The sequence below is a fragment of the Caulobacter sp. DWP3-1-3b2 genome (assembly GCF_049896325.1).
Taxonomy (GTDB): domain Bacteria; phylum Pseudomonadota; class Alphaproteobacteria; order Caulobacterales; family Caulobacteraceae; genus Caulobacter.
The window spans coordinates 36,622-62,164 of record NZ_JAFCUB010000008.1 but is presented as its reverse complement, the minus strand read 5'-3'; the positions used below and the strand labels follow the sequence as shown (position 1 = coordinate 62,164).

Here is a 25,543-nt window from a genome sequence, read left to right as displayed (position 1 = left end):
ATCTTCCTTGAACAGGCTGCAACAGCAGAGTTAAGCGCGATTCTTTAGGCGCGCGAAAAGGGCGCGGATAAGGCCTTGGCAGAAGCGCAATCAGGGCCGGGTTGTCAATCTCGGGATCGGTTCAGGCCTACTCACCAGGCGCCCATCGGCGTTCCGCGCGCCCGCCAAGCCTCGAGTTCATTGTCGGGCAGGGCAGTCACTGCCTTGATCCCATCATCGGTGTCGCTGAGGAGATAGACATGCTCCCAAGCCATGATCGTCTGGCCTTCCGCGTCCAGGATCTGGTCGGCGGTGCGGACACATGCCGTGCTCGGGGTTAGGGGCGTGAAGTCCAGCACGCGCTTGGTCGCCTTGGCCATCCCCTGATATTTGTAGAAGGCGCACAGGCCCGCGGTGTTGAGTCGGAACTGCTCGGCGTCGAGGGCCGCGCGCTTGCCGCGCCCGACGATGTGGGCCGGATAGGCCCAGAGGTCATTCACGGCATCAACGTCGAAGCGACTGAACGCGGCTGCATAGTCCTGAAAAAAGGTATTCACCTGAGCCGCCGTCATCCGAATTCCCCCTGCCTTGGTATCTGCGGGACAGGAGACATCCAGGTCACGGAAAAGGCAAACGACCCAGCTTAAGACGGCTCGTTGCGCAGCACGCCACGCCCCAGCTTCAGCAGGGCGTCCTTCAGCCCGCCTTCGGGCTGGCCGGCCAGGCTGTCGGCCAGGTCGCGCTCCTGGGCGGCGTCGAGCGGCGGCTTGCGGCGCGGACGTTGCGGGGCGGCGCTGGCCTGGACCTTCACCGGCCCCTGGACGATGCGCAGCCTGGTCACCGCGCCCTTGCCCAGCAGCAGGTCCAGCCTCTGGGTGATCTGCGGGGCCTGGTGCTGGATCAACGAGGCCACGGGGCCGTCGACCCGCAACTCCAGCGTGCCGCCTTCTCCCGGCGTGCGGCTCTTGATCACCCGCACGGGCTCGGTGCGCCGGGCCAGGGTCTCGCCGACGATCTCGCGCCAGCGGGTTTGCAGCAGGGCCGGCCCCTGGCCGAACTTGGCGTCGAGTTCCTTGATCAGTGGGGCCAGCGACTTGCCGGCCGGCGGGGGGCTGCGAAACTGCGGCCGCGTGCGGCGGCGCTTGAGGATCGCCAGGGCTTCTTCCGCAGTGGGCAGGGGACGGCGCATGGGGGAAGATAGCAGGCCCTCCCATTCCACCCAAGGATTTGCCATAGGAAACCATGCTCGACATCCCCGCCCTCCGCGCCGCCCTGCTGGCCTGGTACGACGCCCAGGCGCGGGACCTGCCTTGGCGCACAGGGCCGGCCGCCGGCAAGGCTGGACAGCGGTCCGACCCCTATCGCGTCTGGCTGTCGGAGGTGATGCTGCAGCAGACCACCGTGCCGCACGCCACGCCCTATTTCCTCGGCTTCATCCAGCGTTGGCCCACCGTGTCGGACTTGGCGGCGGTGGATGACGGCGACCTGATGGCCGCCTGGGCCGGGCTGGGTTACTACGCCCGGGCCCGCAACCTGCTGGCTTGCGCCCGCGCGGTCGCCAACGACCACGGCGGGGTGTTTCCTGATACCGAGGAGGCCCTGCGGGCCCTGCCAGGCGTCGGCGCCTATACCGCCGCAGCGGTGGCGGCGATCGCCTTCGATCGCGAGGCCAATGTGGTCGACGGCAATGTCGAGCGGGTGATGGCGCGGCTGTTGGCGGTCGAGACGCCCGTGCCCGACGCCAAGCCCGAACTCAAGCGCCTGGCCGGCGATCTGGTCACGGGCGAGCGCCCCGGCGACTGGGCCCAGGCCCTGATGGACCTGGGCGCGACGGTCTGCCGGCCCAAGAGCCCGCTCTGCGCGCTTTGCCCGGTATCGGCTTGGTGCGAGGGCTTGAAGACCGGCTTGCCGGAGACCTTCCCCCGCAAGCTGAAAAAGCCCGCGCGGCCGCATCGGCACGGCGTGGCCTATGTGCTGACGCGCGGCGACCAGACGGCCTTGGTCCGCCGGCCGCCCAAGGGCCTGCTCGGCGGTATGCTCGGCCTGCCGACCAGCGACTGGCGCTCGGAGCCCTGGCTGGACGAAGAAGCCGCCGCCGCCGCACCGGCCGCCGGCGCCTGGCGCGAGTTCGGCACGGTGGATCACGTCTTCACCCACTTCTCCCTGACCCTGCGGGTGCTGCGCGCCGAGACCAACGCCGACGGTGATTTCGTCTGGACCGAGCCGGCGGGGCTGAGCGGCTTGCCGAGCGTGTTCCTCAAAGCGGTGAAAGCGGGGCGCGAGCGGCTGGTCTGATTTCCTTCTCCCGCAGGGGGAGAAGGAAAAACTCAGTTCATCCCCGCCCGGACCTGCGAACGCAGCACGTCGATCGGCGCCAGGCCAGCGTCGGTCTTGAAGTGCCAGTAGGTCCAGCCGTTGCAGGCCGGGGCCGATTGCACCAGGGCGCCGACCTTGTGGATCGAGCCCGACAGGTCGCCCACGGTGATCGAGCCGTCGGCGCGGACCTTGGCGGCGTGCGAGCCCTTGGCGCAGTAGAGGGTGTCGCCCGGATTGAGCAGGCCAGCCTCGACGATATTGCCGAACGGCACGCGGGGCTCGGAGCGCTTGCTGCCCATGACGTCCAGGTCGCCGGGGGCGATCGGCACGACCTTGGCGATGCGGGTCCTGGCGTGTTCGATATAGTCGGTCTCGCGCTCGATGCCGATGAAGCGACGACCCAGGCGCTTGGCGGCCGCGCCGGTGGTGCCCATGCCGAAGAACGGATCCAGGATCACGTCGCCCGGCTTGGTGGTCGACAGGATCACCCGGTAGAGCAGGGCCTCGGGCTTCTGGGTCGGATGCGCTTTATGACCATCAGCCCCCTTGATCCGCTCCTCGCCGGTGCACAGCGGAAGGGTCCAGTCCGAGCGCATCTGCACCTCGTCATTGGCCATCTTCAGGGCGTCGTAATTGAAGGTGTAGCGCTTGGCGCCCTGGCTCTTGGAGGCCCAGATCAGGGTCTCGTGGGCGTTGGCGAAGCGGGTGCCCTTGAAGTTGGGCATCGGGTTGGACTTGCGCCAGATCACGTCGTTGAGGATCCAGAAGCCCAGGTCCTGCACGGCCACGCCGACCCGGAAGATGTTGTGATAACTGCCGATCACCCAGATCGCGCCGTCGTCCTTCAGCACCCGGCGGGCAGCCGTCAGCCAGTCGCGGGTGAACTTGTCATAGGCGGCGAAGCTTTCGAACTGGTCCCAGTGGTCGTCGACCGCGTCGACCTTGGAATTGTCGGGCCGCAGCAGGTCGCCTCCCAGCTGCAGATTATAGGGTGGATCGGCGAAGATCAGGTCCACGGACTTCTCGGGCAGGGCGTTCATCGCCTCGATGCAGTCGCCCTGGATGATGGTTTCGGGTCCGAAGGACATGGCCGCTTTCCGTCAAAAACACTGAGCGGAATCATGAGTCTTGATGGTTACGCGTCGATGAACGGGCATGGTTACCCGCCTGTTAACCCCGACTGAAACCTGTGAACGAGTCCAATTAGACTCAAAATCCATGGGTTCGACGGGCGAGCGCTTGATGTTCTTGTATTGTTCTGAAATGATTTCGGGGCACAGCGAGGATGCGATGGCGCTCATTCGAGGATATGTCGCCGCCAGCCTGGACGGCTTCGTGGCGGACGCGGCGGGCGATGTCGACTGGCTGGCGCCCTACGCGGCGGCGGACGGCGGTCATCGTGATTTCCTGGGACAGGTCGGCACGGTGGTGATGGGTCGGCGCACCCATGACCAGCTTTCGAGCCTCGGCGTCGGCTGGCCCTATCCCGACAAGCGCGGTCTTGTGGTGACGTCCGGGCGCGGGGCCAGCGTCCATCATGGCGTGCGGTTCTGGACCGCAGGGCTGCCAGCCTTGATCGCCTATCTACGGGCCCTCGACGACGGCGACGCCTGGGTGGTGGGCGGCGCCACGCTGTTGGCGGCGATGATCGAGGCGCGGGCTTTGGACCGGTTGGAACTGCTGGTCGCGCCGCTGTTGCTGGGTGAGGGTCTGCGGCTGTTCCCGGCGAAGGCGCCTGGGCTGAAGAACATGACACTGAACCGCGTCGAGGCCTTGGGCCGCGGCATGGTGCGACTGGACTATGGGTTGAACTACAAGCCGGTCCGGAAGCCCTTCGCTCGACCCCAACGTCCGCCCATCCCGGCTTTCGCGGAGAGCAGCGGAGTTCTGGGCTAAGTTTCCAGCCCGTCGTCGAAAGCCTCGTTGAACGGGACACCGCCGAAATCCAGTTCTCGCGCCAGGGCCAACTTGACCGGCGCCCAGGCCATGCGGTGGATCGGCGAGGGGCCCAGCCTGCGCAGGCCCTCGACATGGCAGGCGGCGTGATAGCCCTTGTGGCCGGCGAAGCCGTAGCCGGGGTGCAAGGCGTCCATCTCGATCATGATCTTGTCTCGAGCTTGTTTGGCCAGGATCGAGGCGGCGGCGATCGAGCAGGACAGGCTGTCGCCCTTGACCACGGTCTTGATCGGGCAGGGCAGCTTGAAACGGTAATTGCCGTCGACCAGGGCGATGTCGGGCTTGACCGCCATGCCCTCGATGGCCCGGCACATGGCCAGGCCGGCGGCGTGCAGGATGTTGAGCTCGGCGATCTCCTCGATGCTGGCCAGGCCCACGCACCAGGCGATGGCGACCTGCTTGATCTCGATCTCCAGCGTGGCGCGTTGCTTGGCGCTCAGCTTCTTGGAGTCGTTGAGGCCCTTGGGCACCCGCTTGGGATCGAGGATCACCGCCGCCGCGCTGACCGGACCGGCCCACGGACCACGCCCGGCCTCGTCCACACCGCACACCAGGCCGGGGCCGCAGGCGGCCTCCAGCATCATGTCGGGGCCTGTCAGGGCCTTGGCGGCGGACTTGGGCGGCTTGATCACGACGGCGGTCTTAGGGGGTTTCGCCGCGCGAGGGAATCCCGGAGCGACGAGTCTGAGCCCTATTGAACGGCCAGCAGCAAGATTGGCAAGACCGTGCCCAGCACCGCGAGCACCGCAGAAACCTTGCGCAGTCGGCCCTGGGTCAGGCCGATCCACAGTCCCAGCAGCGCCGCGAGCGTTAGCCCCAGCGCCGTGCCCAGGAAGAAGATCTGGACGGCCAGGGTCGAGGGCTCCTTCGCCTCCGCCTTCGGGGCGGCGCTGCTGGCCGCCGCCGCCGGGCCCGCCCCCTCGGGCGGCTTGGCCGCCGGCTCCGCGTTGGGACGGCCCGGCTTGAGCGCGTAGTGCTGATGGATGTGGACCTCGGAGAGTTTCGCGATCACCGACGGCGGCCGGTAGTCGGCGCCGTGCGCCTCGTGCAGGCCAAACAGCTGCAGCGCGCCGGTCAGGGCGAAGAACAGGATCGACGGCGCGAAGAACACCGCCAGATAGAGGTGCAGGTCGCGCAGGGTCCGGGGCGTTGGCCAAGGGCGCGCGGTCGCGCGGTCCGCTGGGGTCTTTGAGTCGCTCAAGGGAGTCTCCACCGCATGAAAGGTCGCGCCATGGCTAACGCGCCAACTTCCGACAGGCCTCGTGCCGGAAACACTTCGTCAGGTGGTCGTTGACCAGCCCCGTGGCCTGCAGGAAGGCGTAGACGATCACCGGGCCGCAGTATTTGTAACCCTTGGCTTTGAGCATCTTGGCCATGTCGACGGCCAGGGGCGTCTGTGTGGGAACGCCGGTGGCGGCGGTCCACTGGCCTTGGATCGGGGCGCCGCCGACCATGTCCCAGAGCAGGGTCCCCAGGTCCTCGCCGCGATCGCGCATGTCGCAATAGATCTTGGCGCCGGAGATCGCCGCGTCGATCTTGCCGTTCGAGCGGATGATGGCGGCGTCGCTCATCAGCCGAGCGCGGTCGGCGTCGCCGAAACGCGCCACCGTATCGGGGTCGAAGTTGGCGAAGGCGGCGCGGAAGGCCTCGCGCTTGCGCAGGATGGTGATCCACGACAGCCCAGCCTGGAAGCCGTCCAGCACCAGCTTCTCCCACAGGGCGCGGGAATCGTACTCCGGCACGCCCCATTCATCGTCGTGATAGGCCTCGTAGAACGGGTCGCCGTTCATGCCGCGCCAAGTGCAGCGTTGGATCTCGCTCATGGGCCGTAGCTTGGCCGAACTCACAGGCGATTTCCAGAACTTTTCAGGAACAGCCCCGCGAGCCGCGCGATCCAAACTGGACCTCATCCTGAACCTGTCGAAGAACGGGGCTTCGCGTTCCGTGCTGAAGTCTTTTAGAGGGCCGGCGTCGATCCCGGAACCCAATCTGGCCGATCCACCGCCACCGCTCGTCCCTCAACCGTCAGCGCGGCGCCCTCGATGCGGTCCAGGCGCAGCAGGGCCATGGCGCGGCCGTCGCGGCCCGACAGCACCTCGCCGGCCCGCAGGGTCCCGGACAGAACCTCAGTCCCGAAGGCGGGCGGCGGGCCGTCGAAGGTTATCGGCAGCATCCGGGTCTTGATCACCCCCCGCCGCTTCATGCGGCTGGTCGTCTCCTGGCCGACGAAACAGCCCTTCTTGAAGTCGATGCCGTTCAGCAGGTCGAAATCGGCCTCGATCGGGTAGGTCTTGTCGGTCGCCCAGTCGGCCGGGCCAGGGACGCCGAGGGCCAGGCGGTGGGCGTCGTAATCGTCCTCGGCGGCGGTGTGTGGAAGGTTGTTCGCATAAGACCTGGCGCCAAGCGACGGCAGGCGCGGGTCCTGGAACCAGCCCCCTGCCGCTCCTCCCGGCGAATGCCGGGACCCAGATTCATCCTTGGTCTCTTGCACCTCATGATCTGGACCCCGGCGTTCACCGGGCTGAGCGGAGAACTGTGCAAAGACCGAAAGCTCGCTCGCCGCCAGATCCACCTTGGCCCGCAGCCTGTACATCGTCAGCCGCGTCAAGATGGCGTCGCGATGCTCGGCGGCGACGTCCAGCAGCACCCCGTCCGCCGTCCCGGCCACGAACAGGTCGTACAGCAGGCGGCCCTGCGGCGTCAGCAGGCCAGTGAAGCGCAGTTCGCCCACGCCCAGGGTCTCGATCTCCTGGCTCAGCAGGCCGTTCAGGAAGCTTTTGGCGTCGATGCCCGAAACGGCGATCACGGCGCGGCTGGGGAGGGGGGCGATGACGGTCTGGCTCATGGCCCACATGTGGCCCGCCGGACGCGGTCGCGCCAGTCCCTGTCGGCGCGGAAAGCTGAGCCGTTATCGAGGGATGCGCCGACTCGCCTGTGGCCCTATACATGCACCGATGACACAGCGGGCCTTCCCGATTCTCTTCATCACCGCCACGCGGATCGGCGACGCCGTGCTTTCGTCTGGCCTGATCCGGATGCTGGCCGACCAGGTTCCCAACGCCCGCTTCACCATCGTCGCCGGGCCGCTCGCCGCCCCCCTGTTCGCCCATGTTCCCGGTCTGGACCGGGTGATCGTCATGGAAAAGAGCAAGGGCAAGGGCCACTGGTTCAAGCTGTGGAACCAGGTGCGCCACAAGAAGTGGGGCCTGATCGTCGACCTGCGCGGGTCCGGCACGGCGCTCTTCCTGCGCCGCGACAAGCGGGCGATCTGGAAGAAGTCGCTGGGCGAGCCGGTGCACAAGGTGATTGACGCCGCCCGGGTGCTGAAGCTGGAAGGCGATCCGCCGCCGCCGCACCTCTACATCACCCCCGAGGTCCAGGCCCTGGCCGATCAGATGCTCAGCCCGCGCGCCGGCGACCCGACGGGCCCGCTCCTGGCGGTCGGCCCGGCCGCCAATTGGGTGGGCAAGATCTGGCCGATCGAACGCTTCGCCCAGACCGCCCAGCAACTTCTGGGTCCGCAGGGGCCGCTGGCCGGCGGCCGGCTGCTGATCATGGGCGGCCCCGGCGACAGCCGCATGGTCGAGGAACTGCGCATGGCCTCGGCGCGCGGTCGCTATGTGGACCTGACGGGGAAGGTCGATTTGCTGACCGCCTATGCCGCCCTCAAGCGCGCCGACCTGTTCATCGGCAATGACAGCGGCCTGATGCACATCGCCGCCGCCGCCGGCATCCCCACCATCGGCCTGTTCGGCCCCTCCGACGAGCGCCGCTACGCCCCCTGGGGCGTCAACACCCGGGCGGTGCGCGGACCGCGCTCGCTGGACCAGTTCCTGGCGGTCGACCCAGACCTGTCCCAAGCCATCCGCCACATGAGCGACCTGCCGGTGGCCACGGTGGTGCGGGCCGCCAAGGCGCTGATGGCCCAGGTGAAGGCCGGGGCGCTGGCCGAGGCGCAAGCGGCGCTTGTTGAAGGCGACGCCGAGGAGTTGGCCGTAGAGGACGCGGCGGTGACGCCAGAGCTTTACCCGGTGGTCGAGGATGTCGCGCCGGAACTCGACACGGTTCTCGACGAGGCTTCCGCTCTCTCCGCTCATTCCGACGAAAGTCGGGACCCAAGCTGAGTTTCACGGTGGGCACCGCGCCCGCAACCGCCGACGCCGCTTGGGTCCCGGCTTTCGTCGGAATCAGCGGAATGAATATTGGTCTTGCGAGCCTGGGCCCCCGGACCTAGACCGCCTCAAACCCCCGCAGTAGCGCGCGCCATGACCCAGACCTTCGACCTGATCGTGCGCGGCGGCGAGGTGGTCAATCACGCGGGGCGGGGGTTCACCGATATCGGCGTCCGCAATGGCAAGATCGTCGCCATCGGCGATCTTGGCCAGGCCTCGGCGGGAGAGATCTTCGACGCGACCGGCCTGACGGTGCTGCCGGGCGTCATCGACAGCCAGGTCGACTTCCGCGAACCGGACCTGGAGTGGAAGGAAGACCTCGAGAGCGGTTCCGCGGCGCGGCCCTAGGCGGCGTGGTCGCGGTGTTCGAAATGCCCAACACCGAGCCGACCACCACCGACCCCGACGCCCTGGCCGACAAGCTGGCCCGCGCCAAGGGCCGCATGCACACCGACCACGCCTTCTATGTGGGGGCGACCACGAGAACGCGACCTTCCTAGGCGAGTTGGAGCGCCTGCCCGGCTGCTGCGGGATCAAGGTATTTATGGGCGCCTCGACCGGCTCGCTGCTGGTCCAGGACGACGAGGGCGTCGAGAACGTGCTGCGACACGTCAACCGCCGCGCCGCCTTCCACTGCGTGGACGAGTAGCGCCTGGCCGACCGCCGCCATCTGGCCCGGCCCGGCGACTGGACCAGCCACCCAGAGGTCCGCGACGCCCAGTCGGCCATGCAATCGACGGAGCGCCTGGTGCGGATCGCCAAGCGCCTGGGCAAGCGCATCCACGTGCTGCACGTGACGACGCACCAGGAGATCGACTGGCCAAGAACAAGCACGTCGCCAGCGTCGCGGTCACGCCCCAGCACCTGACCCTGGTCGCCCCGGAGGCCTGTGGGTGGCTGAAGGGTTTCGCCCAGATGAACCCGCCGATCCGCTCGGCCGAGCACGTGGCCGGCGTTTGGCGCGGCATCGAGACCGGTATCGCCGACGTCCTGGGCAGCGACCACGCGCTCCACACCCGCGAGGAGAAGGCCCGGCCCTATCCGGCCTCGCCCTCCGGCATGCCGGGCGTGCAGACGCTCGTTCCCATCGTGCTGACCCATGTTGTCAATGGCCGGTTGAGCCTGGAGCGCTTCGTCGATCTGACCAGCCATGGCGTCAACCGCATCTTCGGCCTGGCCGACAAGGGCCGCATCGCCGAGGGCTTCGATGCTGACTTCACCATCGTCGACATGAAGGCCCGGCGCACGATCACCCACGACTGGATGGCCACCCGCGCGGGCTGGACGCCGTTTGACGGTTTCGAAGCCAAGGCCTGGCCGGTGGCGACCATCGTGCGCGGCACGGTAGTGATGCGGGACGACGAGATCGTCGCCGAGGGGACTGGGGCGCCGGTTCGGTTCCTGGAGACTCTGGCGGGGTAAAGGTCCTCCCCGTGTGGGCCCCCTGTGGCGGAGGAACGGTTGCGCCGGCCTAGACTTGCGCTAACCTCCCTCCATGGATGGGACATCAGAAACCCAGGCGCGGTTCCGCGACGCCCGCTATGCGCCTCGGGCGCTGGAGGTGGAGCAGCGCGGCGACGTGCTGATCCTGCGCAATCCGACGCCCTATTCCTCGACAATCCAGACCGTGATCGCGCCGCTCGCCCGCTGGGCGGGGCAGGCGCCGCATCGCGTCTGGCTGGCCGAGCGAGACGGCGAAGGCTGGCGGACCGTGACCTATGGCGAGGCGGCGCGGCAAGTCGCCGCCTTGGCCGGCGGACTTTCGATCCTGGGCCTCAAGCGCGGCGACTGCCTGCTGATCCTGGCCCGTAATGGCGTCGACCACGCCCTGATCGGCTACGCAGCCATGAGCCTGGGCGCGGCGATCGCGCCGGTCTCTCCGCAATACGGCCTGAAGGGCGCGGACCTGACCCGTCTGGCCTTCGCCGTTGAACGCCTGAGGCCGGCCATGGTCTATGCCGACGACGCCGAGGCCTTCTCCAACGCCCTGGCGGCGCCGTTCCTGGCGGACTTGCCGGTGATCGCCAGCCGCAACGCCCGGCCTGGCGATGTCGGGTTCGAGACCCTCTTGAACGCCCAACCCGCCGCGCCGGCTTGCCGCCCCGACGGCGCCGCCAAGCTACTGCTGACCTCCGGCTCGACCGGCCAGCCCAAGGCGGTGATCTGCACCCACGCCAACATCGCCCTGAACGCCGCCCAGATCGCCGCCTGCTACGACGATCCCGAGCCGCCGGTGCTGGTCAATTCCGCGCCCTGGAGCCACAGCCTGGGCGCCAACGCCATCCTGCACATGGTGCTGCACCGGGGTGGGACTCTCTATATCGACGCGGGCCAGCCGGTGGCGGGCAGGTTCGACGAGACCGTCCGCAACCTGCGCGAGGTCGCCACCACCTATCACAACATGGTGCCGGCCGGCTGGGGCCTGCTGGTCGGCGAACTGGAGCGCGATGCGGCCTTGGCGGCCAGGTTCTTCGAGAAGGTCCGGGTGCTGCAATATGGCGGCGCGTCGATGGCCCAGAGCATTCTGGACCGCGTCCAGGCCGTGGCCGTGCGCACCATCGGCGAGCGGGTGACCTTCGCGGCCGGCTATGGCGCCACCGAGACGGGCCCGACGGCCTGCAACATCCATTGGCTCAACGCCCGCTCCGGCATGGTCGGCCTGCCCACGCCGGGCACGGCGGTGAAGCTGGTCCCAGCTCCCGGCGGGCCGGCCGACAAGTTCGAGATCCGGGTCAAGGGCCCGCAGGTCTCGCCCGGTTATCTGGACCAGCCGGAGGCCTCGCGCGACGCCTTTGACGAAGAGGGCTTCTACCGGCTGGGTGACGCCGCGCGGCTGGCTGATCCCTATGACCCTTCGGCCGGCCTGGTGTTCGATGGCCGGCTGGTCGAGAACTTCAAGCTGGCTAGTGGGACCTTCGTGGCGGCCGGAGCGCTGCGAGTGGCGGCTGTGTCAGCGATCGGCGGGGTGGTCTCTGACGCGGTGGTCTGCGGCGAGGGACAGGACGGCGTCGGACTGATGCTGTTCCTGGATCCCAGGGCCTGCGAGCGGCTGGGCGATGCGGCGGCGATGCGCGACGCGGTCCGCATCGGCCTGGAGGGCCTCAACGCCACGGCCAAGGGCGGCGGCAGGGTCGCCCGCGCCCTGATCCTCGACGGCGGGCCGGACGCGGGCTCGGGAGAGCTGACCGACAAGGGCTATATCAACCAGGCCCTCGCGCGCGACCGACGGCCGGCGGAGCTGGCCCGGCTGTTCGCGAGCGAACCGGACGACGGGGTTTTCGTATTCTCTTGAATTGTCATCCCGGACAAGGCCCGAAAGGGCCGCCGATCCGGACCGCCGGAAGCGCGGCGCTCACGCGTCGGTCTCGGAGCTGCGCGCTGGGCGCTTATCCGGGATCACAGAACTCATGAAGTGAGAACCAAGGCATGAACGGCGCGGACGCCCTGATCACCACCCTGGCCGACAACGGCGTCACCGCCTGTTTCGCCAATCCCGGCACCAGCGAGATGCAGTTCGTCGCGGCCCTGGACCGCGAGCCCCGCATGCGCTCTATCCTGTGCCTGTTCGAGGGGGTGGCGACCGGGGCGGCGGACGGCTATGGGCGGATGACCGGGACGCCGGCCTGCACCCTGCTGCACCTGGGACCGGGCTATGCCAACGGCGCGGCCAATCTGCATAATGCGCGACGGGCGTTCACCCCAATCGTCAATATCATCGGCGACCACGCGACCGGCCATCGCCAGTACGACGCGCCGCTCAATTCCGACATCGCCGCCCTGGCCGCGCCCAACTCGCTGTGGGTCAAGTCGGCCGACAGCGCCGACGCCGTGGGGCCGCTGGCCGCCGAGGCGGTGGCCGCCAGCTTCGGAGCCCCAGGCGGGAACGCCTGCCTGATCCTGCCTGCTGACAGCGCCTGGAACGAGACCAAGGTGGCCGGCCCGGTAACCGAACATCCGAGGCCCAAGACGCCAGACCTGGCGCAGGTAGAACGGGTCGCCGAGGCGCTGAAGGCCGCCGCCAAGCCCGTGCTGCTACTGGGGAGCGTGGCCTGCGGCGAGGGGGGCGTGGCCGCCGCCGGACGGATCGCCGCCACCGGCGTGCGCGTGCTGACCGACACCTTCACCGCCCGCCAGGCGCGCGGCGAAGGACGCTTCCGCCCCGACAAGCTGCCCTATTTCGGCGAGGCGGCGCTGAAGGACCTCGACGGCGTCGATCTGATGATCCTGGTCGGGACCCTCGAGCCGGTAGCCTTTTTCGCCTATCCCGACCGGCCCAGCGTGCTGGTTCCGCAGGGCTGCGCCACCCTGACCCTAAGCGACCGGGGAACCGACGCTGCGGCCGCGCTCGAGGCCCTGGCCGACGCCTTGAACGCCCCGGCCAGGGGGGCGGTCGAGCCCTACGCGCCGCCGACCCCAACGGCCGGAAAGTTCGACGCCTGGGCCATGGGCGCCTCGATCGCCCGCCACATGCCGACCGGCGCGATCATCTCCGACGACGCGGTGACCGCTGGCCTGCCGATCTTCACCCAGACCCGGAACGCGCGCGCTCACGACTGGCTGTCCCTGACCGGCGGCGCGATCGGCCAGGGCGTTCCGCTGGCGATCGGCGCGGCCGTGGCCTGTCCCGACCGCAAGGTCCTGGCGTTGAGCGGCGACGGGGCGGGGATGTACACGGTGCAGGGCTTGTGGACGATCGCCCGCGAGAAGCTGGACGTGACCGTGGTGGTGTTCGCCAATCACGCCTATCGCATCCTCGGCATCGAGATGGGCCGCACGGGCGGCGGGGAGCCTGGTCCGGCCGCGTCACGATTGTTGGACCTTTCCAACCCGCGCATCGACTGGGTGGCCTTGGCCAGCAGTCTGGGCCTGCCGGCTGAGCGGGTGGAGACGGCCGAGGCTTTTGACGAGGCCATGGCCAGGGCCATGCGCGAGCCGGGGCCGCGATTCATCGAGGCGGCGATGCGGTAGGCAAGCGCCGCAGGACGCCCCCTCCGTCGGCTTCGCCGCCACCTCGCCCGTTTCACGGGTGAGGAGAAAGAACCCGCCTCCTCCTCACCCGCATCGCGACGGAGGGGGCGTCTTGGCGCCGCCCTAAGGCAACCGCAACACCGCCCGCAGTCCCCCCATCGGGGAGCGCTCGAGCGTCAGATCCCCGCCCAGTCCCCGCGCCATGTCGCGGGCGATGGCCAGGCCCAGGCCGACGCCCTTTTCGTTCTGGTTGCGCGACTCGTCGAGGCGGTTGAACGGTCGGAAGGCCTCCTCGTGCAGATCGTCGGGAATACCAGGGCCGTCGTCATCGACGAAGACCCACACCCCGCCGCTGGGCCGGGCGGTGGATGACACCCGCACGGTGTCGCCATGGGCGGCGGCGTTGTCGATCAGGTTGGCCAGGGCGCGCTTGAAGGCGTTGGGCCGCAGGATGGCCGACAGGTCGTCGCCCATCTGGGTCTCGATACGGGTTCCGGCCCGGGCCGCGCCGTCGCAGACGCCCTCGATCAGCGGCTTGAGCAGCACCTCCCGCGTCGCCTCGCCGCCCTCGCCGCGGGCGAACGACAGGTACTCGTCGATCATGTGCTCCATCTCGGACAGATCGCCCTGCATGGCCTGGATCTGGCCGCTGGGCTCGGCCAAGGCCAGTTCCAGCTTCAGCCGGGTCAGGGGCGTGCGCAGGTCGTGGCTGACCGAGGCCAGCAGGGCCGTGCGCTGCTCGATATGGCGTTGGATGCGGGCCTTCATGGCCAGGAAGGCCTGGGCCGCCATCCTCACCTCGCGCGCCCCATGCGGCTTGAAGGCCTCCTGGTCGATGCCGCGCCCGAAGGCGTCGGCGGCGTGGGCCAGGCGCTCGATGGCGCGCACCTGGTTGCGGATGAACAGGATCGCCACCGCAGTCAGCAACAGGGTCGCCACCACCATCCACAGGATGAAGATATGGCCCTGGGTGGCGAAGGCGCGATCGCGCGGAGCGATGATCCGCAGCACCCCCTCATGCACCTGTACCCGGATGTCGACATGGCCAGGATAGCGCGTGGTGTCGAACCAGAACGGGTCGTCCAGCCGGTCGTCGAGGGCGGTGCGCAGCGAGCGGTCCAGCGAGGCGAAGATCGACGGGCGCTGGCTGGTCGGCAGCTTGCGGCCCTTTTGCAGGGCGATCGACAGCGACATCGAGTCCTCGGCCCGCGCGGCCATCCTGTCGAGGGCGGCGGGCGAGGGGTCGTCCTTGTAGGTCTCCACCGCCCACGCTACGTCGCCGGCCAGGCCCTCGGACAGGCGGCTGGTCACGGTCTCCCAGTGAGCGTCGAAGAACGCCCAGGTGACGGCGATCTGCATCACCGCCACGGGCAGAACGATGATCAGCAACGACCGCCCGAACAGCGAGGTCGGCAGCCAGCGTTTGATCTGGCGCGGGATGAAGAGCTTGGTGCGCAGACGGGTCATTAAATCCTCCCCCTGTGGGGGAGGTGGCGCGAAGCGCCGGTGGGGGGAGGGTTGGGGTCGTCGATCCTGGATGAGGTGATCCTCCGATCACTCCCCCCTCCGTCGCCTTCGGCGACACCTCCCCCACAGGGGTAGGATTTCTGAATTGCGGTCGCCATCATCAATCCGGCGTCAACCGATACCCAATGCCCCGCACCGTCTGCAGGTACCGCGGGTTCTTTGGATCCGGTTCGATCTTGCGGCGCAGGCGGGTGACCTGGACGTCCACCGCGCGGCCGGTGGCGTCGACGGTGTCGGCGGCCAGTTCCAGGCGATCGACGGGCTCGTGCGCCACCCGAGCCAGGCGGCGCAGCAGGGCGACCTCGGCCTCGGTCAGGCGGATCGGCTCGCCGTCGCGCGTCAGCTCGCCGCGCTCGGGCTCGAAGGCGCAGCGGCCCAGGGAAAGCTCGCGCGGGCCCGACGGCTTGGGGGTGGAGCGGCGCAGTATGGCCTCGATGCGCAGCAGCAGCTCACGCGGCTCGAAGGGCTTGGCCAGGTAGTCGTCGGCGCCGTGGGTAAGGCCCTCGATGCGGTCGCCGGTCTGGTCGCGGGCGGTCAGCATCAGGATCGGCGTCTTGCCGACCTCACCGCCCTTGGCCCGCAGGCGCTTGGTGAAGGAAAAGCCGTCCTCGCCGGGCATCATCACGTCCAGCACCAGCAGGTCGAAGTCCATCGATCCGGTCAGCCGGTCGGCATGGGCGGCGTCGGCGGCGGCGCTGACCCGGAAGCCGGCGCGGGTCAGGAATTCCTTCAGCAGGACGCGGATGCGGTCGTCGTCATCGACCACCAGCAGGTGGCGCTCGGCGCGCTCTTCGGGGCTCAAAGGACGTCCCTCCGGTTCAACCCGACACCTTGGCGCGGACCAGCCAAGGCCGCCAGGATGCGGCGGGTTCCGGCCACCCCGTCCAGGCCGCCGGTGCGGTAGGCCCGCCCCAGCAAGCCGCGTAACCGCTCCGACACCCGTGTTTCGAAGGCCGCGCCCTCGGGGGTCAGCAGGGTAGGCCTGCGCCGGGCGTCCAGGTCCCCGGCCGCCTTCTGGACCAGGCCCAGGCGCTGCAGGTCGGTCAGGGTCTTGCTGGCCGCCTGCTTCGACAGGCTGGTCAGTTTCGACAGGTCCTGTACCCCGATGCCAGGCCGCCGGCGCAGCAGGAAGGCGGCGCGCCAGTGCGAACGGCCCAGGCCGGGACCCTCGGCTTCCAACGCCGCGTCGACTGCCGCCCACAGGGCTGCCTCGGCCAGCAGCAGCAGTTCCAGCCCGCTGTCCAGCTGCTCTTCGCCGAGGATCAGGCGCGGGTCGGTGGACCCCGCCGAGAGGCCCGAGGAGAGGCCCGAGGAGAGGGGCGTGACCACTAGCTTGCGTCCATTTTATTTGACCTGCCGCCCCCCGGGGCGTCTAAGAACCGGATTCCAAATAAGGAGGTCTTGGACCGATGTCTCTCGTTCCCTTCGACGATCGCGATGGTTGGATCTGGCTGGATGGCCAGTTCGTTGCCTGGCGCGAGGCGAAGGTGCACGTATTGACCCATGGCCTCCACTACGCCTCCTCGGTGTTCGAGGGCGAGCGGATGTATGGCGGCGAGATCTTCAAGCTGACCGAGCATACCGAGCGCCTGTTCAAATCGGCCGAAATCCTCGATTTCAAGATCCCCTACACGGTGGAGCAGATCGATGAGGCGTGCAAGGCGACCGCCGCCAAGAACGGCCTGACCGACTGCTATGTCCGCCCGATCGCCTGGCGCGGCAGCGAGATGATCGGTGTTTCGGCCCAGCAGACCAAGATCCACGTGGCCATCGCCGTTTGGGAATGGCCCAGCTATTTCGACCCGGCGACCAAGGCCAAGGGCATCCGCCTGACCTGGGCCAAGTACGACCGTCCCGCGCCCAACACCGCGCCGACCGCCGCCAAGGCCGCCGGCCTCTACATGATCTGCACCGTCTCCAAGCACGCCGCCGAGAAGGAAGGCTATGCCGACGCGATGATGCTCGACTACCGCGGCTATGTGGCCGAAGCGACGGGCGCCAACGTGTTCTTCATCAAGGATGGCGTGATCCACACCCCCACGCCCGACTGTTTCCTCGACGGCATCACCCGCCGCACGGTGATCGACATCGCCAAGCAGCGCGGGATTGAGGTGGTCGAGCGCCATATCGAGAAGCAGGAACTGGCCAGCTTCACCGAGTGCTTCATCGTCGGCACCGCCGCCGAGGTGACGCCCGTGTCGCAGATCGGCGAGTTCACTTTCAAGCCGGCCGCGATCTCGCTGTCGCTGATGGACGAGTACGCCCGGCTGGTGCGGCGCGAGCTGGTGGACGCCTAGGCCTGTAATTCCTCCACCACAGGGGGAGGACTATCTTACCCCGCCACCTTCGCTTCCAGCTCCGCCAACCGCGCCCGGGTCGACGCCAGGTCAGCCCCAAACCGCGCCGGATCGGCCGCCGCCAGCCGCGCGGCGACATCGTAGCTTTCGCGGTAGAGATCCAAGGCCCGCATCCGGTGACCGCGGTCCTCGCGCAGGTCGGCCAGGCGTTCCAGCGACACCGACAAGGCCCGCCGCGCGCCCGGATCGGCCGCCTCGCGGCCGCCGTGCGAGCGGCGCAGGGCCAGGGCTTCCTCGAAGGCCGACAGGGCCTCGTTGAGGCGGCCTTCCATCTCGGCCACGTCGCCGACCCCCGACAGGGCGCCGGCCAGCAGGTCGTCGGCGGTGAAGTCGTCTGGCCGAGCGGCGCGGGCTGAGCGGGCGAAGCTGACGGCTTCCTCATAGGCCTCGGCGGCCTCGTCCAGGCGGCCCTGACCGCGAGCGAAGTCGCCGAGATCGCAGTTGGCCTGGGCCTTTTCACGGTCGTTGCTCGCCACCCGGAGCATGCGGCTGAGCACCCTTGCCGCCTCCGGCCAGGTCTCGGTGCGGCTCAGGGCGATCAGCTTGGCGCGCAGTTCGGCGAAGGTCTCGACGGGGGCGACCTTGGTCGGTGCGTCGGCGGCCGTCATGACCACGGCCGTGACCGTGGGCGCGGGGGCAGTCTCGGATTTTGACAGGGTCAGCTTGGGCTGGCCGGGCGGATCGATCGCGATGATGGACGGCGGTTCGACCCGTTCAACCGGCTCCGGGGTGACCTCGGCCGGGGCATCGACGGCGGCAATCGGCTCGACGGCCAAGATCGGCGCGAGAACAGGCTCTCGGCCGCCCAGATCGACCGGCGCGACCCTGGGCCGCGATTTCGGTTTCGGTCGCGGGGTCAGGGCGGCGACGAGCAGCAAAGCCCCCGTGATCGCCGCCGCCCAGCCCACGAACGGCCGGTGTGGCTCGAACGGCCCGAGATCGAGGTGTTGCGCCCAGTCCCCCAGGACGCCCCAACCGCCGATAACATACCCCGATGTCGCCAGGATCACCCCGAGGATGATCCCTACGAGCCGAGCCATCATGTCGCCCCCTCAATGACCGCGTTCGTAAGGAGCGGCACGTCACAGCAGCCGAGGGGCGCCGTCGAGCGGTCACAACCGCCAGGGGAAGCCCCCGGCGCAAGCGCTGCCTTATCGGGCGCCATGCGGGCGAGGCGCCTTCAAATCAGCCAGGTGCGGGGGCGGGGATAGGCTTCGCCCTTCAGGAGATAGACCAGGCCCATGATGGTCCTGACCACGAACCAGACGCTGATGGCCCCCATGATCGTGCCGCCCACGATCATGATCGGGATGCCGATCAGCAGCACCAGCAGCGCCAACCCCACGAAGATCAAGGCCAGGCCGATCAGGAACCACCAGATCGACAGCCAGAAGGTGCGGATGGCGAAGATGTAGTGGCTGGCGTTGATCGGCCCGGCTGTGTCGCGATTGAGATAGGCGACGATCAGCCCGACCAGGAAGGTCAGGCCGTTGGTGAAACCCAGCAGATACAAGGCGTAGACGACGATCGGCAGGACCTTGTCCTTCTCGACGCGGTCGGGAGCGGGGGCGATGTCGGTCATGGTCAGATCATCCAGTTGCGAGGCGTGGGATAGGCCTGACCCTTCAACAGCCAGGACAGACCAAGGATGCACCGCATGGCGGCCCAGATGCCGACGGCCGCCAGGATGACCAGGCCGATCCCGGCGATCACCAGCACGCCGCCGATGCACGAGAACAGCAGCCACAGCCAAAAGGTGCGGATCTGGAAGATGTAATGGCTCTGCATCCATTCGGGCGCGGCGGCCTTGCTGACATAGGCCAGGATCGCGCCAATCACCGCCGTAAAGCCGTTGAACGGTCCCAGCGCCAGCAGAATATAGATGATCACCGGCAGGGTCTTGTCGTCCTGCAGGGCGGGCGGCACGGCGGGGTCTTTGATCGGGCTCATGGGACGATGCTCGTCGAAGACGCGGCGGAAGGCAAATGAAGGTCGTGTAAGGCGGCGTCTAGCTTCCTTCTCCCGCAAGTGGAGAGGGATTCCGTCAGACGCTCGGCAGCAGGTCTTCCGGCAGCGCCTGCGGATCGAGCCCCTCGCCGCGGCCCAGCCAGGGTAGCGCCGCCGCCAACAGGATCAGCACGAAGGCCATGCGGGCGGCGATCTCCAGCGCCAGGCCGGTCATGCCGGGGCTGAAGGCCATCAGCAGCATGGCGACCGTGCCGACCGCCAGCAGGCCCATCACCCAGGTCAGCCCCTCGCGCGGGGCCAGCACGCTGGCCATTTCAAAGCGGGCGCGCGGCGCCAGATCGGCGGCCACCCCGGCGACGGCGCGGACCAGCAGCGCGAAGCTGGCCAACCGATCCTCGAACCGGCCGGGGCCGACATAGCTGTGAGCCGCCAGCACAGTCTTGCGACGGCCAAACACCAGGGTCAGCACCCGCCGGCGGCCGCCCTCGCGCGGCCGGGCCAGGCGAAAGATGGTCAGGGTCGATAGGGGAAAGCGCTGCTCGCGCGGGCCGCGACGCTCGACCAGCTCCGCGCCTTCCAGTGTCCAGACCGTTTCCGGCTGGAAGGGGGCGAGGCGGACGCTGTGCGAAAGCGGGCTCACCCCCGGACGGCGGTGATTTCCACCCCGGCCGCGGCGGCGTGGGGGGCCAGGGCCAGGGGCTTTTCGACCCGCACGCGGGCGCGGGTCACGCGGCTGTCGGCGAAACAGGCCTGGGCCAGGCGCTCGGCGAAGGTCTCGACCAGATCGATATGGCCCTCGGCGGCGATGGACAGGGCGGCCTGCAGGATGGTCTCGTAATTGACGGTGTCGCCCAGCTGCTCGCAGTGGCTGGCGGCGACGTCGAGCTCGACATCGATGACCAGGGGCTGTTGGCGGTCGTGCTCATGGTCATAGACGCCGATCCAGGCCCCGACCTTCAGCCCGCGCACGAACACCTTGGTGACGATGATCCGCGCCGGGCTGGGCTGGGTCGCGTCGTTCGGAGCGGTGGGCAGGGGTTGGGCGGCCACGGCGAGACTCTCAGGAACCGATGATGTCCGGCGTGCGCCAGCCCAGATGCTGACCCGCGTCGACCGCGATCATCTGGCCCGTGACCGCCCTTGCGTCAATGAGGTAGCGCAGGGCGGCGGCGATCTCGCCTGGGTTGGCGTGGCGTTGCAACAGGGTTCCGGCCGCCTCGGCCTCGAACTCGCCGGGGGCCTGATGCACCGACGGCAGCACGGGACCGGGGCCTATGGCGTTGACCCGGATGCGCGGCGCCAGGTCCTGGGCCAGGGTCTGGGTCACCCACCACAGTCCGGCCTTCGAGAGGGAATAACTGAAAAACTGCGGATTGGGACGCAGCACGCGTTGATCGACGATGTTGACGATCTGGCCCTCCAACCCATTGGCGGCGTCGGCGGGCAAGGCGGGCAAGGCGGGCAAGGCGGCCGCGAAGGCCTGGGCCAGCACGACGGGGGCGCGCAGGTTGGCGTCCAGATGGGCGTCCCAGCTGGCGCGGGTGGCGCTGACCAGGCGGTCGTCCTCAAAGGTCGAGGCGCTGTTGATCAGCAGGGTGACGGGGCCGAGCGCGGCCTGGGCGCGGGCGATCAGGCCGGCGGTCTGGTCCTCGTCGGCCAGTTCGGCGTCGAGAATGACGGCGCGCTGGCCCAGGGCCGCGATCTCGTCGGCGACGGCCTGGGCTTCGTCGCGGGCCGTGCGGTAGTGGACGGCGACGTCGAAGCCGGCCCGCGCGGCCTCCAGGGCCAGGGCGCGACCGATCCGGCGGCCGGCGCCGGTGACCAGGGCCGCGCCGCGCGAGGTCATCGGTTTAGTCGAAACGACCGAATTCATACATGTTGAGGCCGAGGAGGACGGCCAGGAAGATGACGATGACGCCGATGGCGAGCATGGTGCGGGTCCGTTGTTCAGACTGAAGGTGATGCGGCTTTAGCGGTGCGCGTGGCCGGCCGCAAGCATGGGGCGGGCTTCAAGTCGATGTTTCCCTTCGGAGCTCCAAATCTCCGTCTACCCGGCGAAGGCCGGGGCCCAGGTGAAACCCACGAGCGGCCCGGGATGAATCTGGGTCCCGGCCTTCGCCGGGAAGCCGGAGGTGGGAGGAGATCGGTGTGGACTGACCTGTGCGAGAAGAAAGGCTAAGCTGCCCCCCATGCTCTGGCGCCGCCACGTCGAACCCTTCACCCGCCCAATGGTCTTCGCGTGGTTTCGCCTCAGGCGCGGCCTGACGCTCGGCGTGCGCGGGGTGGTCACCGATGACGAGGGCCGGGTGCTGATGGTGCAGCACACCTATGTCCATGGCTGGCACCTGCCCGGCGGCGGGGTGGAGCGCGGCGAGACGGCCGAGACGGCGGTGATCCGGGAACTGCAGGAGGAGGCCGGCGTCCGGGTGATCGGGCCGGTGACCCTGGTCTCGGTGCATAGCAATGAGCGCCACCATCTCGGCGACCACGTGCTGGTCTATCGCGTCCAGGCCTGGGAGCCCTGCCCTTCCAGCGCCCAGGGCGAGATCAGCGAGGTCGGCTGGTTCGCGCCCGACGCCCTGCCAGGCGACGTCACGCCGGGCAATCGCAAGCGCATCGCCGAGGGCTTCCACGGGGCGGAACCCGACCCAATGTGGTGAGATCGAAAGATCAGCCCTTCCCCAGTGATCAACGATCATTAAAATGAGTGTTTGAACGAGGTCCGCCGTCTCCCCAGATGAGAGCGGCCCCAGCCCGGAGGAGCACAGCATGCGCGACTATCTGAAGTTCTATATCGATGGCCAGTGGGTGCAGCCCAAGGGCTCCCAGACGGTGGACGTGATCAATCCCGCCACCGAGGCCGTCGCTGGCCGGGTGACCCTGGGCACGGCCGAGGACGTCGACTTGGCGGTCCGCGCCGCCCGCAAGGCCTTCGCCACCTTCTCGGTCACTAGCCGCGAAGAGCGCGTCGACCTGCTTGAGCGGATCATCGCCGAATACCAGAAGCGCTTCGAGGACATGGCGAAAGCCATCACCGAGGAGATGGGCGCCCCGTCGTGGTTGGCCCAGCGCGCCCAGGCCGCCATGGGCATCGCCCACGTCCAGACGGCGCTGCAGGTGCTGAAGGACTACAAGTTCGAGGAAGACCGCGGCACGACCCATCTGGTCAAGGAGCCGATCGGCGTCTGCGCCTTCATCACCCCGTGGAATTGGCCGGTCAACCAGATCGCCTGCAAGGTGGCGCCCGCCCTGGCCGTCGGCTGCACCATGGTGCTCAAGCCCTCGGAAGTGGCGCCGTTCTCGGCCCAGATCTGGACCGAGATCCTGGCCGCCGCCGGCGTGCCGGCCGGGGTGTTCAACCTGGTCAATGGCGACGGCCCGGTGGTCGGCGCGGCGCTCAGCTCGCACCCGGAAGTCGACATGGTGTCGTTCACCGGCTCGACCCGCGCGGGCATCGAGGTGGCCAAGAACGCCGCCCCGACCGTCAAGCGCGTGCACCAGGAGTTGGGCGGCAAGAGCCCCAACATCATCCTCGACAATGCCGACTATGAGCGCGCGGTCGGCGGCGGCGTGGCCTCGGTGATGATGAACTCGGGCCAGTCGTGCAACGCGCCGACCCGGATGCTGGTCCCGCAAAAGCGTATGGACGAGGTGATCGCCATCGCCAAGGCCGCCGCCGACGCTCACACGGTGGGTGACCCGAACGGCAATTCCAAGATGGGCCCGGTGGTCTCTGAGGTGCAGTGGAACAAGATCCAGGGCCTGATCCAGAAGGGCGTCGACGAGGGCGCCACCCTGGTCTCGGGCGGCCCTGGCAAGCCGGAAGGGCTGGAGGTCGGCTACTATGTCAAGCCAACCGTCTTCGCCAATGTCACCCCCGACATGACCATCGCCAAGGAAGAGATCTTCGGCCCGGTGCTGGCCATCCTCGGCTATGATGGGGTCGACCAGGCCGTGGCGATCGGCAACGACACCGAATACGGCCTGGCCGCCTACATCTCCGGCAACGACCCGGCCGAGGTGCGGGCCGTGGCCTCCAAGCTGCGGGCCGGCCAGGTGATCCTCAACGGCGCGGGGACCGACCTGATGGCTCCGTTCGGCGGTTACAAGATGAGCGGCAACGGCCGCGAATGGGGTGACCACGCCTTCGGCGAGTTCCTCGAAACCAAGGCCGTGCTGGGTTACTCGTCGAACGTGGCGGCAGAGTAACGAGATTGGGGACAGGCGCATGCGCCCGTCCCCTTTCAGACTCCGCTCATCCCGGCCTTCGCCGGGATGAGCGGATTGATACAGCAGGTCTTGTTGACGCTTGGGCAGCCTTTACCCTCACGTCAGGCGGCGTTAGCTCCCGCCCAACAACGATAATCGACCGGGAGAGAAACGATGGACGGCGGCGATAGCCTCGCGAGCGCGCGCGACCCCAGCACCGCGCCGTTCAAGCCGCTGGCGATGAAGGGCCCGGAGATCACCGTCGATCGGCGGGCTGACGGCAGCATCGTCATCACCTCCAACCATCCGCCCGGCGACAGCCCACGCACCATCAGCCACCTGCTGGCTGAAAAGGCCGCGCTGCATCCCGACCGGCCCTATCTGAGACAGCGCGAGCCTGGCCACGGCCCGTGGCGGCAAATGACCTACGGCCAGGCCCAGCGGGCGGCGGAGGGGGTCGCCCAGTGGCTGCTGGACCAGGGCGTCACCGCCGACGACAGCGTGATGATCCTGTCGGGCAATTCCATCGAGCATGCCCTGATGACGCTCGGGGCCTATGGGGCCGGGGTCCCCGCCGCCCCGATCAGCCCGGCCTACAGCCTGATGTCGGCCGACCACGGCAAGCTCAAGCACTGCTTCGACAAGGTCGCCCCGCGCGTGGTCTTCGCCCAGTCCGGCACGATGTTCGACAAGGCCATCGCCGCCTTGCGAGCGATCAATCCCGACCTGCTGCTGGTCACCGCCGACGGGACCGGAGAAGGCGCCGTCGCCTTCGACACGGTCGCCGCCACGCAGCCCCGGGATGTGGCCGCCCAACGCGAGACGCTCACCCCCGCCACCGTCGCCAAGTACCTGTTCACCTCTGGCTCGACCGGCATGCCCAAGGGCGTGCCCCAGACCCACGCCATGATGGCGGGCGTCATCGCCGGCCAGGAAGGCCTGCGCACCGACGAGCGCACCGACGAGCTCGCTGACAGCCTGGAATGGATGCCCTGGAGCCATATCTCGGCCGGCAATATCGGCTTCAACGCCGTGATCTGGAACGGCGGCACCTTGTGGATCGACGAGGGCAAGCCGCTGCCGGGGATGTTCGAGACCACGATCAAGAACCTCTACGAGGTCTCGCCCATCGTCTTCGGCTCTGCCCCGATCGCCTTCTCGATGCTGGCCGGGGCCATGGAAGCCGATCCGGTGCTACGCGCCGCGTTCTTCAAGAACCTGCGCTACATGGCCTATGGCGGGGCGACGCTGTCGGACGACGTCTACACGCGGATGCAGGCCCTGGCCGTGGCCGAGACCGGTCATCGCGTGCCGCTGGCCACGATGTATGGGGCGACGGAGACGCAAGGCATCACCCTGACCCACTGGATCACCGAGCGGGTCGGGCTGGTCGGCCTGCCGCTGCCGGGCATCGCCCTGAAGCTAGCGCCATCGGGTTCGAAATACGAGGTGCGGGTCAAGGGGCCGACGGTGGCCAGCGGCTATCACAAGGACCCGGAGAAGACGGCGGCGGCCTTCGACGAGGAAGGCTTCTACAAACTTGGGGATGCGGCGCGGTTCGTCGATCCGGACGACCCGTCCAAGGGCCTGGTGTTTGACGGCCGAGTGACCGAGGACTTCAAGCTCGACAGCGGCACCTGGGTCAGCGTCGGCGTGCTGCGCCCCGACCTGGTGGCCGCCTGCAGCCCCTATGTTCATGACGCGGTGATCGTCGGCCAGGACAGGCCGTTCGTCGGGGCAATGGTCTGGCCGTCACCCGCCGGCCTGGCGGCGCTGGTCGCCGATCCGGGGCCGGGCACGCCACTGGACAAGCTGACGGTGATCCTGCGCGCGCGGATCGGGGCGTTCAACGCGGCGGCCGGCGGCTCGTCGCGGCGGGTGAGCCGGGTGGTGATCCTCACCGAACCGCCGTCCATCGACGCCGGCGAGATCACCGACAAGGGCTATGTGAACCAGCGCGCGACCCTGGAGCGCCGGGCGGGGCTGGCGGCGGCGTTGTATGCGAGCGCGCCGGTGGAAGGGGTGATCGTCGTCTGAGGTTCAGGGACGTGCTGGGGGCACGCGCAAGTGCATGTCCCCAGTCCGTTCACC

The 25,543-nt window shown here is 68.5% G+C and carries 25 protein-coding genes and 1 pseudogene; 10 read left to right on the top strand and 16 right to left on the bottom strand.

The features are described 5' to 3' along the window. Window positions 1-131 precede the first annotated feature (131 nt). Both ACP7AG_RS08195 and ACP7AG_RS08190 read right to left on the bottom strand, forming a co-directional pair. A complete protein-coding gene (locus ACP7AG_RS08195; protein ID WP_426030473.1) occupies window positions 132-536 on the bottom strand; it encodes a hypothetical protein in 405 nt (134 codons plus the stop codon). Between the two features lie 86 nt (window positions 537-622). Beyond that, window positions 623-1,168: a DUF721 domain-containing protein gene (locus tag ACP7AG_RS08190; protein ID WP_426009761.1), complete on the bottom strand. Its 546-nt coding sequence runs from the start codon at window positions 1,166-1,168 to the stop codon at window positions 623-625. Window positions 1,169-1,221: 53 nt separating this feature from the next. Between ACP7AG_RS08190 and mutY the strand changes: the two genes are divergently transcribed. Beyond that, complete coding sequence (gene mutY / locus ACP7AG_RS08185; protein WP_426030472.1) at window positions 1,222-2,274, top strand: A/G-specific adenine glycosylase; 1,053 nt, start codon at window positions 1,222-1,224, stop codon at window positions 2,272-2,274. A gap of 32 nt (window positions 2,275-2,306) precedes the next feature. Here the strand turns inward: mutY and ACP7AG_RS08180 are convergent, their stop codons facing one another. Continuing rightward, window positions 2,307-3,383 carry a site-specific DNA-methyltransferase gene (locus ACP7AG_RS08180; RefSeq protein ID WP_426009758.1) on the bottom strand — a complete coding sequence of 359 codons (1,077 nt, stop codon included), beginning with the start codon at window positions 3,381-3,383 and terminating at the stop codon, window positions 2,307-2,309. 202 nt (window positions 3,384-3,585) lie between these two features. On the opposite strand from ACP7AG_RS08180, the gene ACP7AG_RS08175 reads away from it, so the two are divergent. Further along, the gene (locus tag ACP7AG_RS08175; protein ID WP_426030471.1) at window positions 3,586-4,191 is read left to right on the top strand and encodes a dihydrofolate reductase family protein; all 606 of its coding nucleotides are present in this window, start codon (window positions 3,586-3,588) and stop codon (window positions 4,189-4,191) included. Here ACP7AG_RS08175 and ACP7AG_RS08170 read toward each other — a convergent pair. From ACP7AG_RS08170 to ACP7AG_RS08155, 4 genes are all read right to left on the bottom strand, one after another. Continuing rightward, complete coding sequence (locus ACP7AG_RS08170; RefSeq protein ID WP_426011260.1) at window positions 4,188-4,835, bottom strand: ribonuclease HII; 648 nt, start codon at window positions 4,833-4,835, stop codon at window positions 4,188-4,190. The two genes, ACP7AG_RS08175 and ACP7AG_RS08170, sit on opposite strands and share 4 nt — an antisense overlap. Before the next feature lie 107 nt (window positions 4,836-4,942). Next, entirely contained in the window at window positions 4,943-5,452 is a 510-nt protein-coding gene (locus tag ACP7AG_RS08165) for a hypothetical protein (protein ID WP_426030470.1), read from the bottom strand. 34 nt (window positions 5,453-5,486) lie between these two features. Then, window positions 5,487-6,074 (bottom strand): DNA-3-methyladenine glycosylase I, encoded by a 588-nt coding sequence (locus ACP7AG_RS08160; RefSeq protein WP_426030469.1) that lies wholly within the window; start codon window positions 6,072-6,074, stop codon window positions 5,487-5,489. Between the two features lie 134 nt (window positions 6,075-6,208). Next, a complete protein-coding gene (locus ACP7AG_RS08155) occupies window positions 6,209-7,096 on the bottom strand; it encodes a YgfZ/GcvT domain-containing protein (protein ID WP_426030468.1) in 888 nt (295 codons plus the stop codon). 109 nt (window positions 7,097-7,205) lie between these two features. On the opposite strand from ACP7AG_RS08155, the gene ACP7AG_RS08150 reads away from it, so the two are divergent. From ACP7AG_RS08150 to ACP7AG_RS08135, 4 genes and pseudogenes are all read left to right on the top strand, one after another. Beyond that, entirely contained in the window at window positions 7,206-8,375 is a 1,170-nt protein-coding gene (locus ACP7AG_RS08150) for a glycosyltransferase family 9 protein (protein WP_426030467.1), read from the top strand. A 141-nt stretch (window positions 8,376-8,516) separates the two neighbouring features. After that, a pseudogene (locus ACP7AG_RS08145) lies at window positions 8,517-9,845 on the top strand (dihydroorotase). Between the two features lie 73 nt (window positions 9,846-9,918). Beyond that, window positions 9,919-11,715 (top strand): feruloyl-CoA synthase, encoded by a 1,797-nt coding sequence (locus tag ACP7AG_RS08140; protein WP_426030466.1) that lies wholly within the window; start codon window positions 9,919-9,921, stop codon window positions 11,713-11,715. A gap of 134 nt (window positions 11,716-11,849) precedes the next feature. Then, complete coding sequence (locus ACP7AG_RS08135; protein WP_426030464.1) at window positions 11,850-13,391, top strand: acetolactate synthase large subunit; 1,542 nt, start codon at window positions 11,850-11,852, stop codon at window positions 13,389-13,391. A gap of 123 nt (window positions 13,392-13,514) precedes the next feature. Here the strand turns inward: ACP7AG_RS08135 and ACP7AG_RS08130 are convergent, their stop codons facing one another. The 3 genes from ACP7AG_RS08130 to ACP7AG_RS08120 form a co-directional block, all read right to left on the bottom strand. Continuing rightward, complete coding sequence (locus tag ACP7AG_RS08130; protein WP_426009744.1) at window positions 13,515-14,858, bottom strand: ATP-binding protein; 1,344 nt, start codon at window positions 14,856-14,858, stop codon at window positions 13,515-13,517. 160 nt (window positions 14,859-15,018) lie between these two features. Next, on the bottom strand, window positions 15,019-15,720 hold the full coding sequence (locus tag ACP7AG_RS08125) for a response regulator (protein ID WP_426030462.1): 702 nt from the start codon (window positions 15,718-15,720) through the stop codon (window positions 15,019-15,021). After that, window positions 15,717-16,247 carry a MarR family winged helix-turn-helix transcriptional regulator gene (locus tag ACP7AG_RS08120; protein WP_426009740.1) on the bottom strand — a complete coding sequence of 177 codons (531 nt, stop codon included), beginning with the start codon at window positions 16,245-16,247 and terminating at the stop codon, window positions 15,717-15,719. The genes ACP7AG_RS08125 and ACP7AG_RS08120 overlap by 4 nt, the downstream gene beginning before the upstream one ends. Window positions 16,248-16,327: 80 nt before the next feature. On the opposite strand from ACP7AG_RS08120, the gene ACP7AG_RS08115 reads away from it, so the two are divergent. Next, window positions 16,328-17,215, top strand: a complete 888-nt coding sequence (locus tag ACP7AG_RS08115; protein WP_426009738.1) for a branched-chain amino acid aminotransferase — start codon at window positions 16,328-16,330, stop codon at window positions 17,213-17,215. 35 nt (window positions 17,216-17,250) lie between these two features. Here ACP7AG_RS08115 and ACP7AG_RS08110 read toward each other — a convergent pair whose 3' ends face one another. From ACP7AG_RS08110 to ACP7AG_RS08085, 6 genes are all read right to left on the bottom strand, one after another. Continuing rightward, the gene (locus ACP7AG_RS08110; RefSeq protein ID WP_426009736.1) at window positions 17,251-18,318 is read right to left on the bottom strand and encodes a tetratricopeptide repeat protein; all 1,068 of its coding nucleotides are present in this window, start codon (window positions 18,316-18,318) and stop codon (window positions 17,251-17,253) included. 137 nt (window positions 18,319-18,455) lie between these two features. Further along, a complete protein-coding gene (locus ACP7AG_RS08105; RefSeq protein WP_426030461.1) occupies window positions 18,456-18,857 on the bottom strand; it encodes a DUF4870 family protein in 402 nt (133 codons plus the stop codon). A gap of 2 nt (window positions 18,858-18,859) precedes the next feature. Continuing rightward, a complete protein-coding gene (locus ACP7AG_RS08100) occupies window positions 18,860-19,225 on the bottom strand; it encodes a DUF4870 family protein (protein WP_426030459.1) in 366 nt (121 codons plus the stop codon). 94 nt (window positions 19,226-19,319) lie between these two features. Beyond that, window positions 19,320-19,883 carry a hypothetical protein gene (locus ACP7AG_RS08095; protein WP_426009728.1) on the bottom strand — a complete coding sequence of 188 codons (564 nt, stop codon included), beginning with the start codon at window positions 19,881-19,883 and terminating at the stop codon, window positions 19,320-19,322. Continuing rightward, window positions 19,880-20,278, bottom strand: a complete 399-nt coding sequence (gene folB, locus ACP7AG_RS08090) for a dihydroneopterin aldolase (protein ID WP_426030542.1) — start codon at window positions 20,276-20,278, stop codon at window positions 19,880-19,882. Before folB ends, ACP7AG_RS08095 begins: the two co-directional genes overlap by 4 nt. Before the next feature lie 25 nt (window positions 20,279-20,303). Then, window positions 20,304-21,089, bottom strand: coding sequence for an SDR family oxidoreductase (locus ACP7AG_RS08085; RefSeq protein ID WP_426030457.1), 786 nt, complete (start codon window positions 21,087-21,089; stop codon window positions 20,304-20,306). 343 nt (window positions 21,090-21,432) lie between these two features. On the opposite strand from ACP7AG_RS08085, the gene ACP7AG_RS08080 reads away from it, so the two are divergent. The 3 genes from ACP7AG_RS08080 to ACP7AG_RS08070 all read left to right on the top strand — a co-directional run bounded on the left by ACP7AG_RS08080 (window position 21,433) and on the right by ACP7AG_RS08070 (window position 25,489). Next, a complete protein-coding gene (locus ACP7AG_RS08080) occupies window positions 21,433-21,903 on the top strand; it encodes an NUDIX domain-containing protein (RefSeq protein WP_426030455.1) in 471 nt (156 codons plus the stop codon). Between the two features lie 109 nt (window positions 21,904-22,012). Beyond that, window positions 22,013-23,452 carry an aldehyde dehydrogenase family protein gene (locus tag ACP7AG_RS08075; RefSeq protein WP_426030453.1) on the top strand — a complete coding sequence of 480 codons (1,440 nt, stop codon included), beginning with the start codon at window positions 22,013-22,015 and terminating at the stop codon, window positions 23,450-23,452. A gap of 174 nt (window positions 23,453-23,626) precedes the next feature. After that, window positions 23,627-25,489 carry an AMP-binding protein gene (locus tag ACP7AG_RS08070; protein ID WP_426030452.1) on the top strand — a complete coding sequence of 621 codons (1,863 nt, stop codon included), beginning with the start codon at window positions 23,627-23,629 and terminating at the stop codon, window positions 25,487-25,489. Window positions 25,490-25,543: the final 54 nt, after the last annotated feature.

Bases quoted from the DNA above. Each gene is read 5' to 3' on its own strand.
- ACP7AG_RS08190 (WP_426009761.1), bottom strand. From the start codon at position 1,168: ATGCGCCGTCCCCTGCCCACTGCGGAAGAAGCCCTGGCGATCCTCAAG.
- mutY (WP_426030472.1), top strand. From the start codon at position 1,222: ATGCTCGACATCCCCGCCCTCCGCGCCGCCCTGCTGGCCTGGTACGAC.
- ACP7AG_RS08180 (WP_426009758.1), bottom strand. From the start codon at position 3,383: ATGTCCTTCGGACCCGAAACCATCATCCAGGGCGACTGCATCGAGGCG.
- ACP7AG_RS08175 (WP_426030471.1), top strand. From the start codon at position 3,586: ATGGCGCTCATTCGAGGATATGTCGCCGCCAGCCTGGACGGCTTCGTG.
- ACP7AG_RS08170 (WP_426011260.1), bottom strand. From the start codon at position 4,835: ATGATGCTGGAGGCCGCCTGCGGCCCCGGCCTGGTGTGCGGTGTGGAC.
- ACP7AG_RS08160 (WP_426030469.1), bottom strand. From the start codon at position 6,074: ATGAGCGAGATCCAACGCTGCACTTGGCGCGGCATGAACGGCGACCCG.
- ACP7AG_RS08155 (WP_426030468.1), bottom strand. From the start codon at position 7,096: ATGAGCCAGACCGTCATCGCCCCCCTCCCCAGCCGCGCCGTGATCGCC.
- ACP7AG_RS08150 (WP_426030467.1), top strand. From the start codon at position 7,206: ATGACACAGCGGGCCTTCCCGATTCTCTTCATCACCGCCACGCGGATC.
- ACP7AG_RS08140 (WP_426030466.1), top strand. From the start codon at position 9,919: ATGGATGGGACATCAGAAACCCAGGCGCGGTTCCGCGACGCCCGCTAT.
- ACP7AG_RS08135 (WP_426030464.1), top strand. From the start codon at position 11,850: ATGAACGGCGCGGACGCCCTGATCACCACCCTGGCCGACAACGGCGTC.
- ACP7AG_RS08130 (WP_426009744.1), bottom strand. From the start codon at position 14,858: ATGACCCGTCTGCGCACCAAGCTCTTCATCCCGCGCCAGATCAAACGC.
- ACP7AG_RS08115 (WP_426009738.1), top strand. From the start codon at position 16,328: ATGTCTCTCGTTCCCTTCGACGATCGCGATGGTTGGATCTGGCTGGAT.
- ACP7AG_RS08110 (WP_426009736.1), bottom strand. From the start codon at position 18,318: ATGATGGCTCGGCTCGTAGGGATCATCCTCGGGGTGATCCTGGCGACA.
- ACP7AG_RS08105 (WP_426030461.1), bottom strand. From the start codon at position 18,857: ATGACCGACATCGCCCCCGCTCCCGACCGCGTCGAGAAGGACAAGGTC.
- ACP7AG_RS08100 (WP_426030459.1), bottom strand. From the start codon at position 19,225: ATGAGCCCGATCAAAGACCCCGCCGTGCCGCCCGCCCTGCAGGACGAC.
- ACP7AG_RS08085 (WP_426030457.1), bottom strand. From the start codon at position 21,089: ATGACCTCGCGCGGCGCGGCCCTGGTCACCGGCGCCGGCCGCCGGATC.
- ACP7AG_RS08080 (WP_426030455.1), top strand. From the start codon at position 21,433: ATGCTCTGGCGCCGCCACGTCGAACCCTTCACCCGCCCAATGGTCTTC.
- ACP7AG_RS08075 (WP_426030453.1), top strand. From the start codon at position 22,013: ATGCGCGACTATCTGAAGTTCTATATCGATGGCCAGTGGGTGCAGCCC.
- ACP7AG_RS08070 (WP_426030452.1), top strand. From the start codon at position 23,627: ATGGACGGCGGCGATAGCCTCGCGAGCGCGCGCGACCCCAGCACCGCG.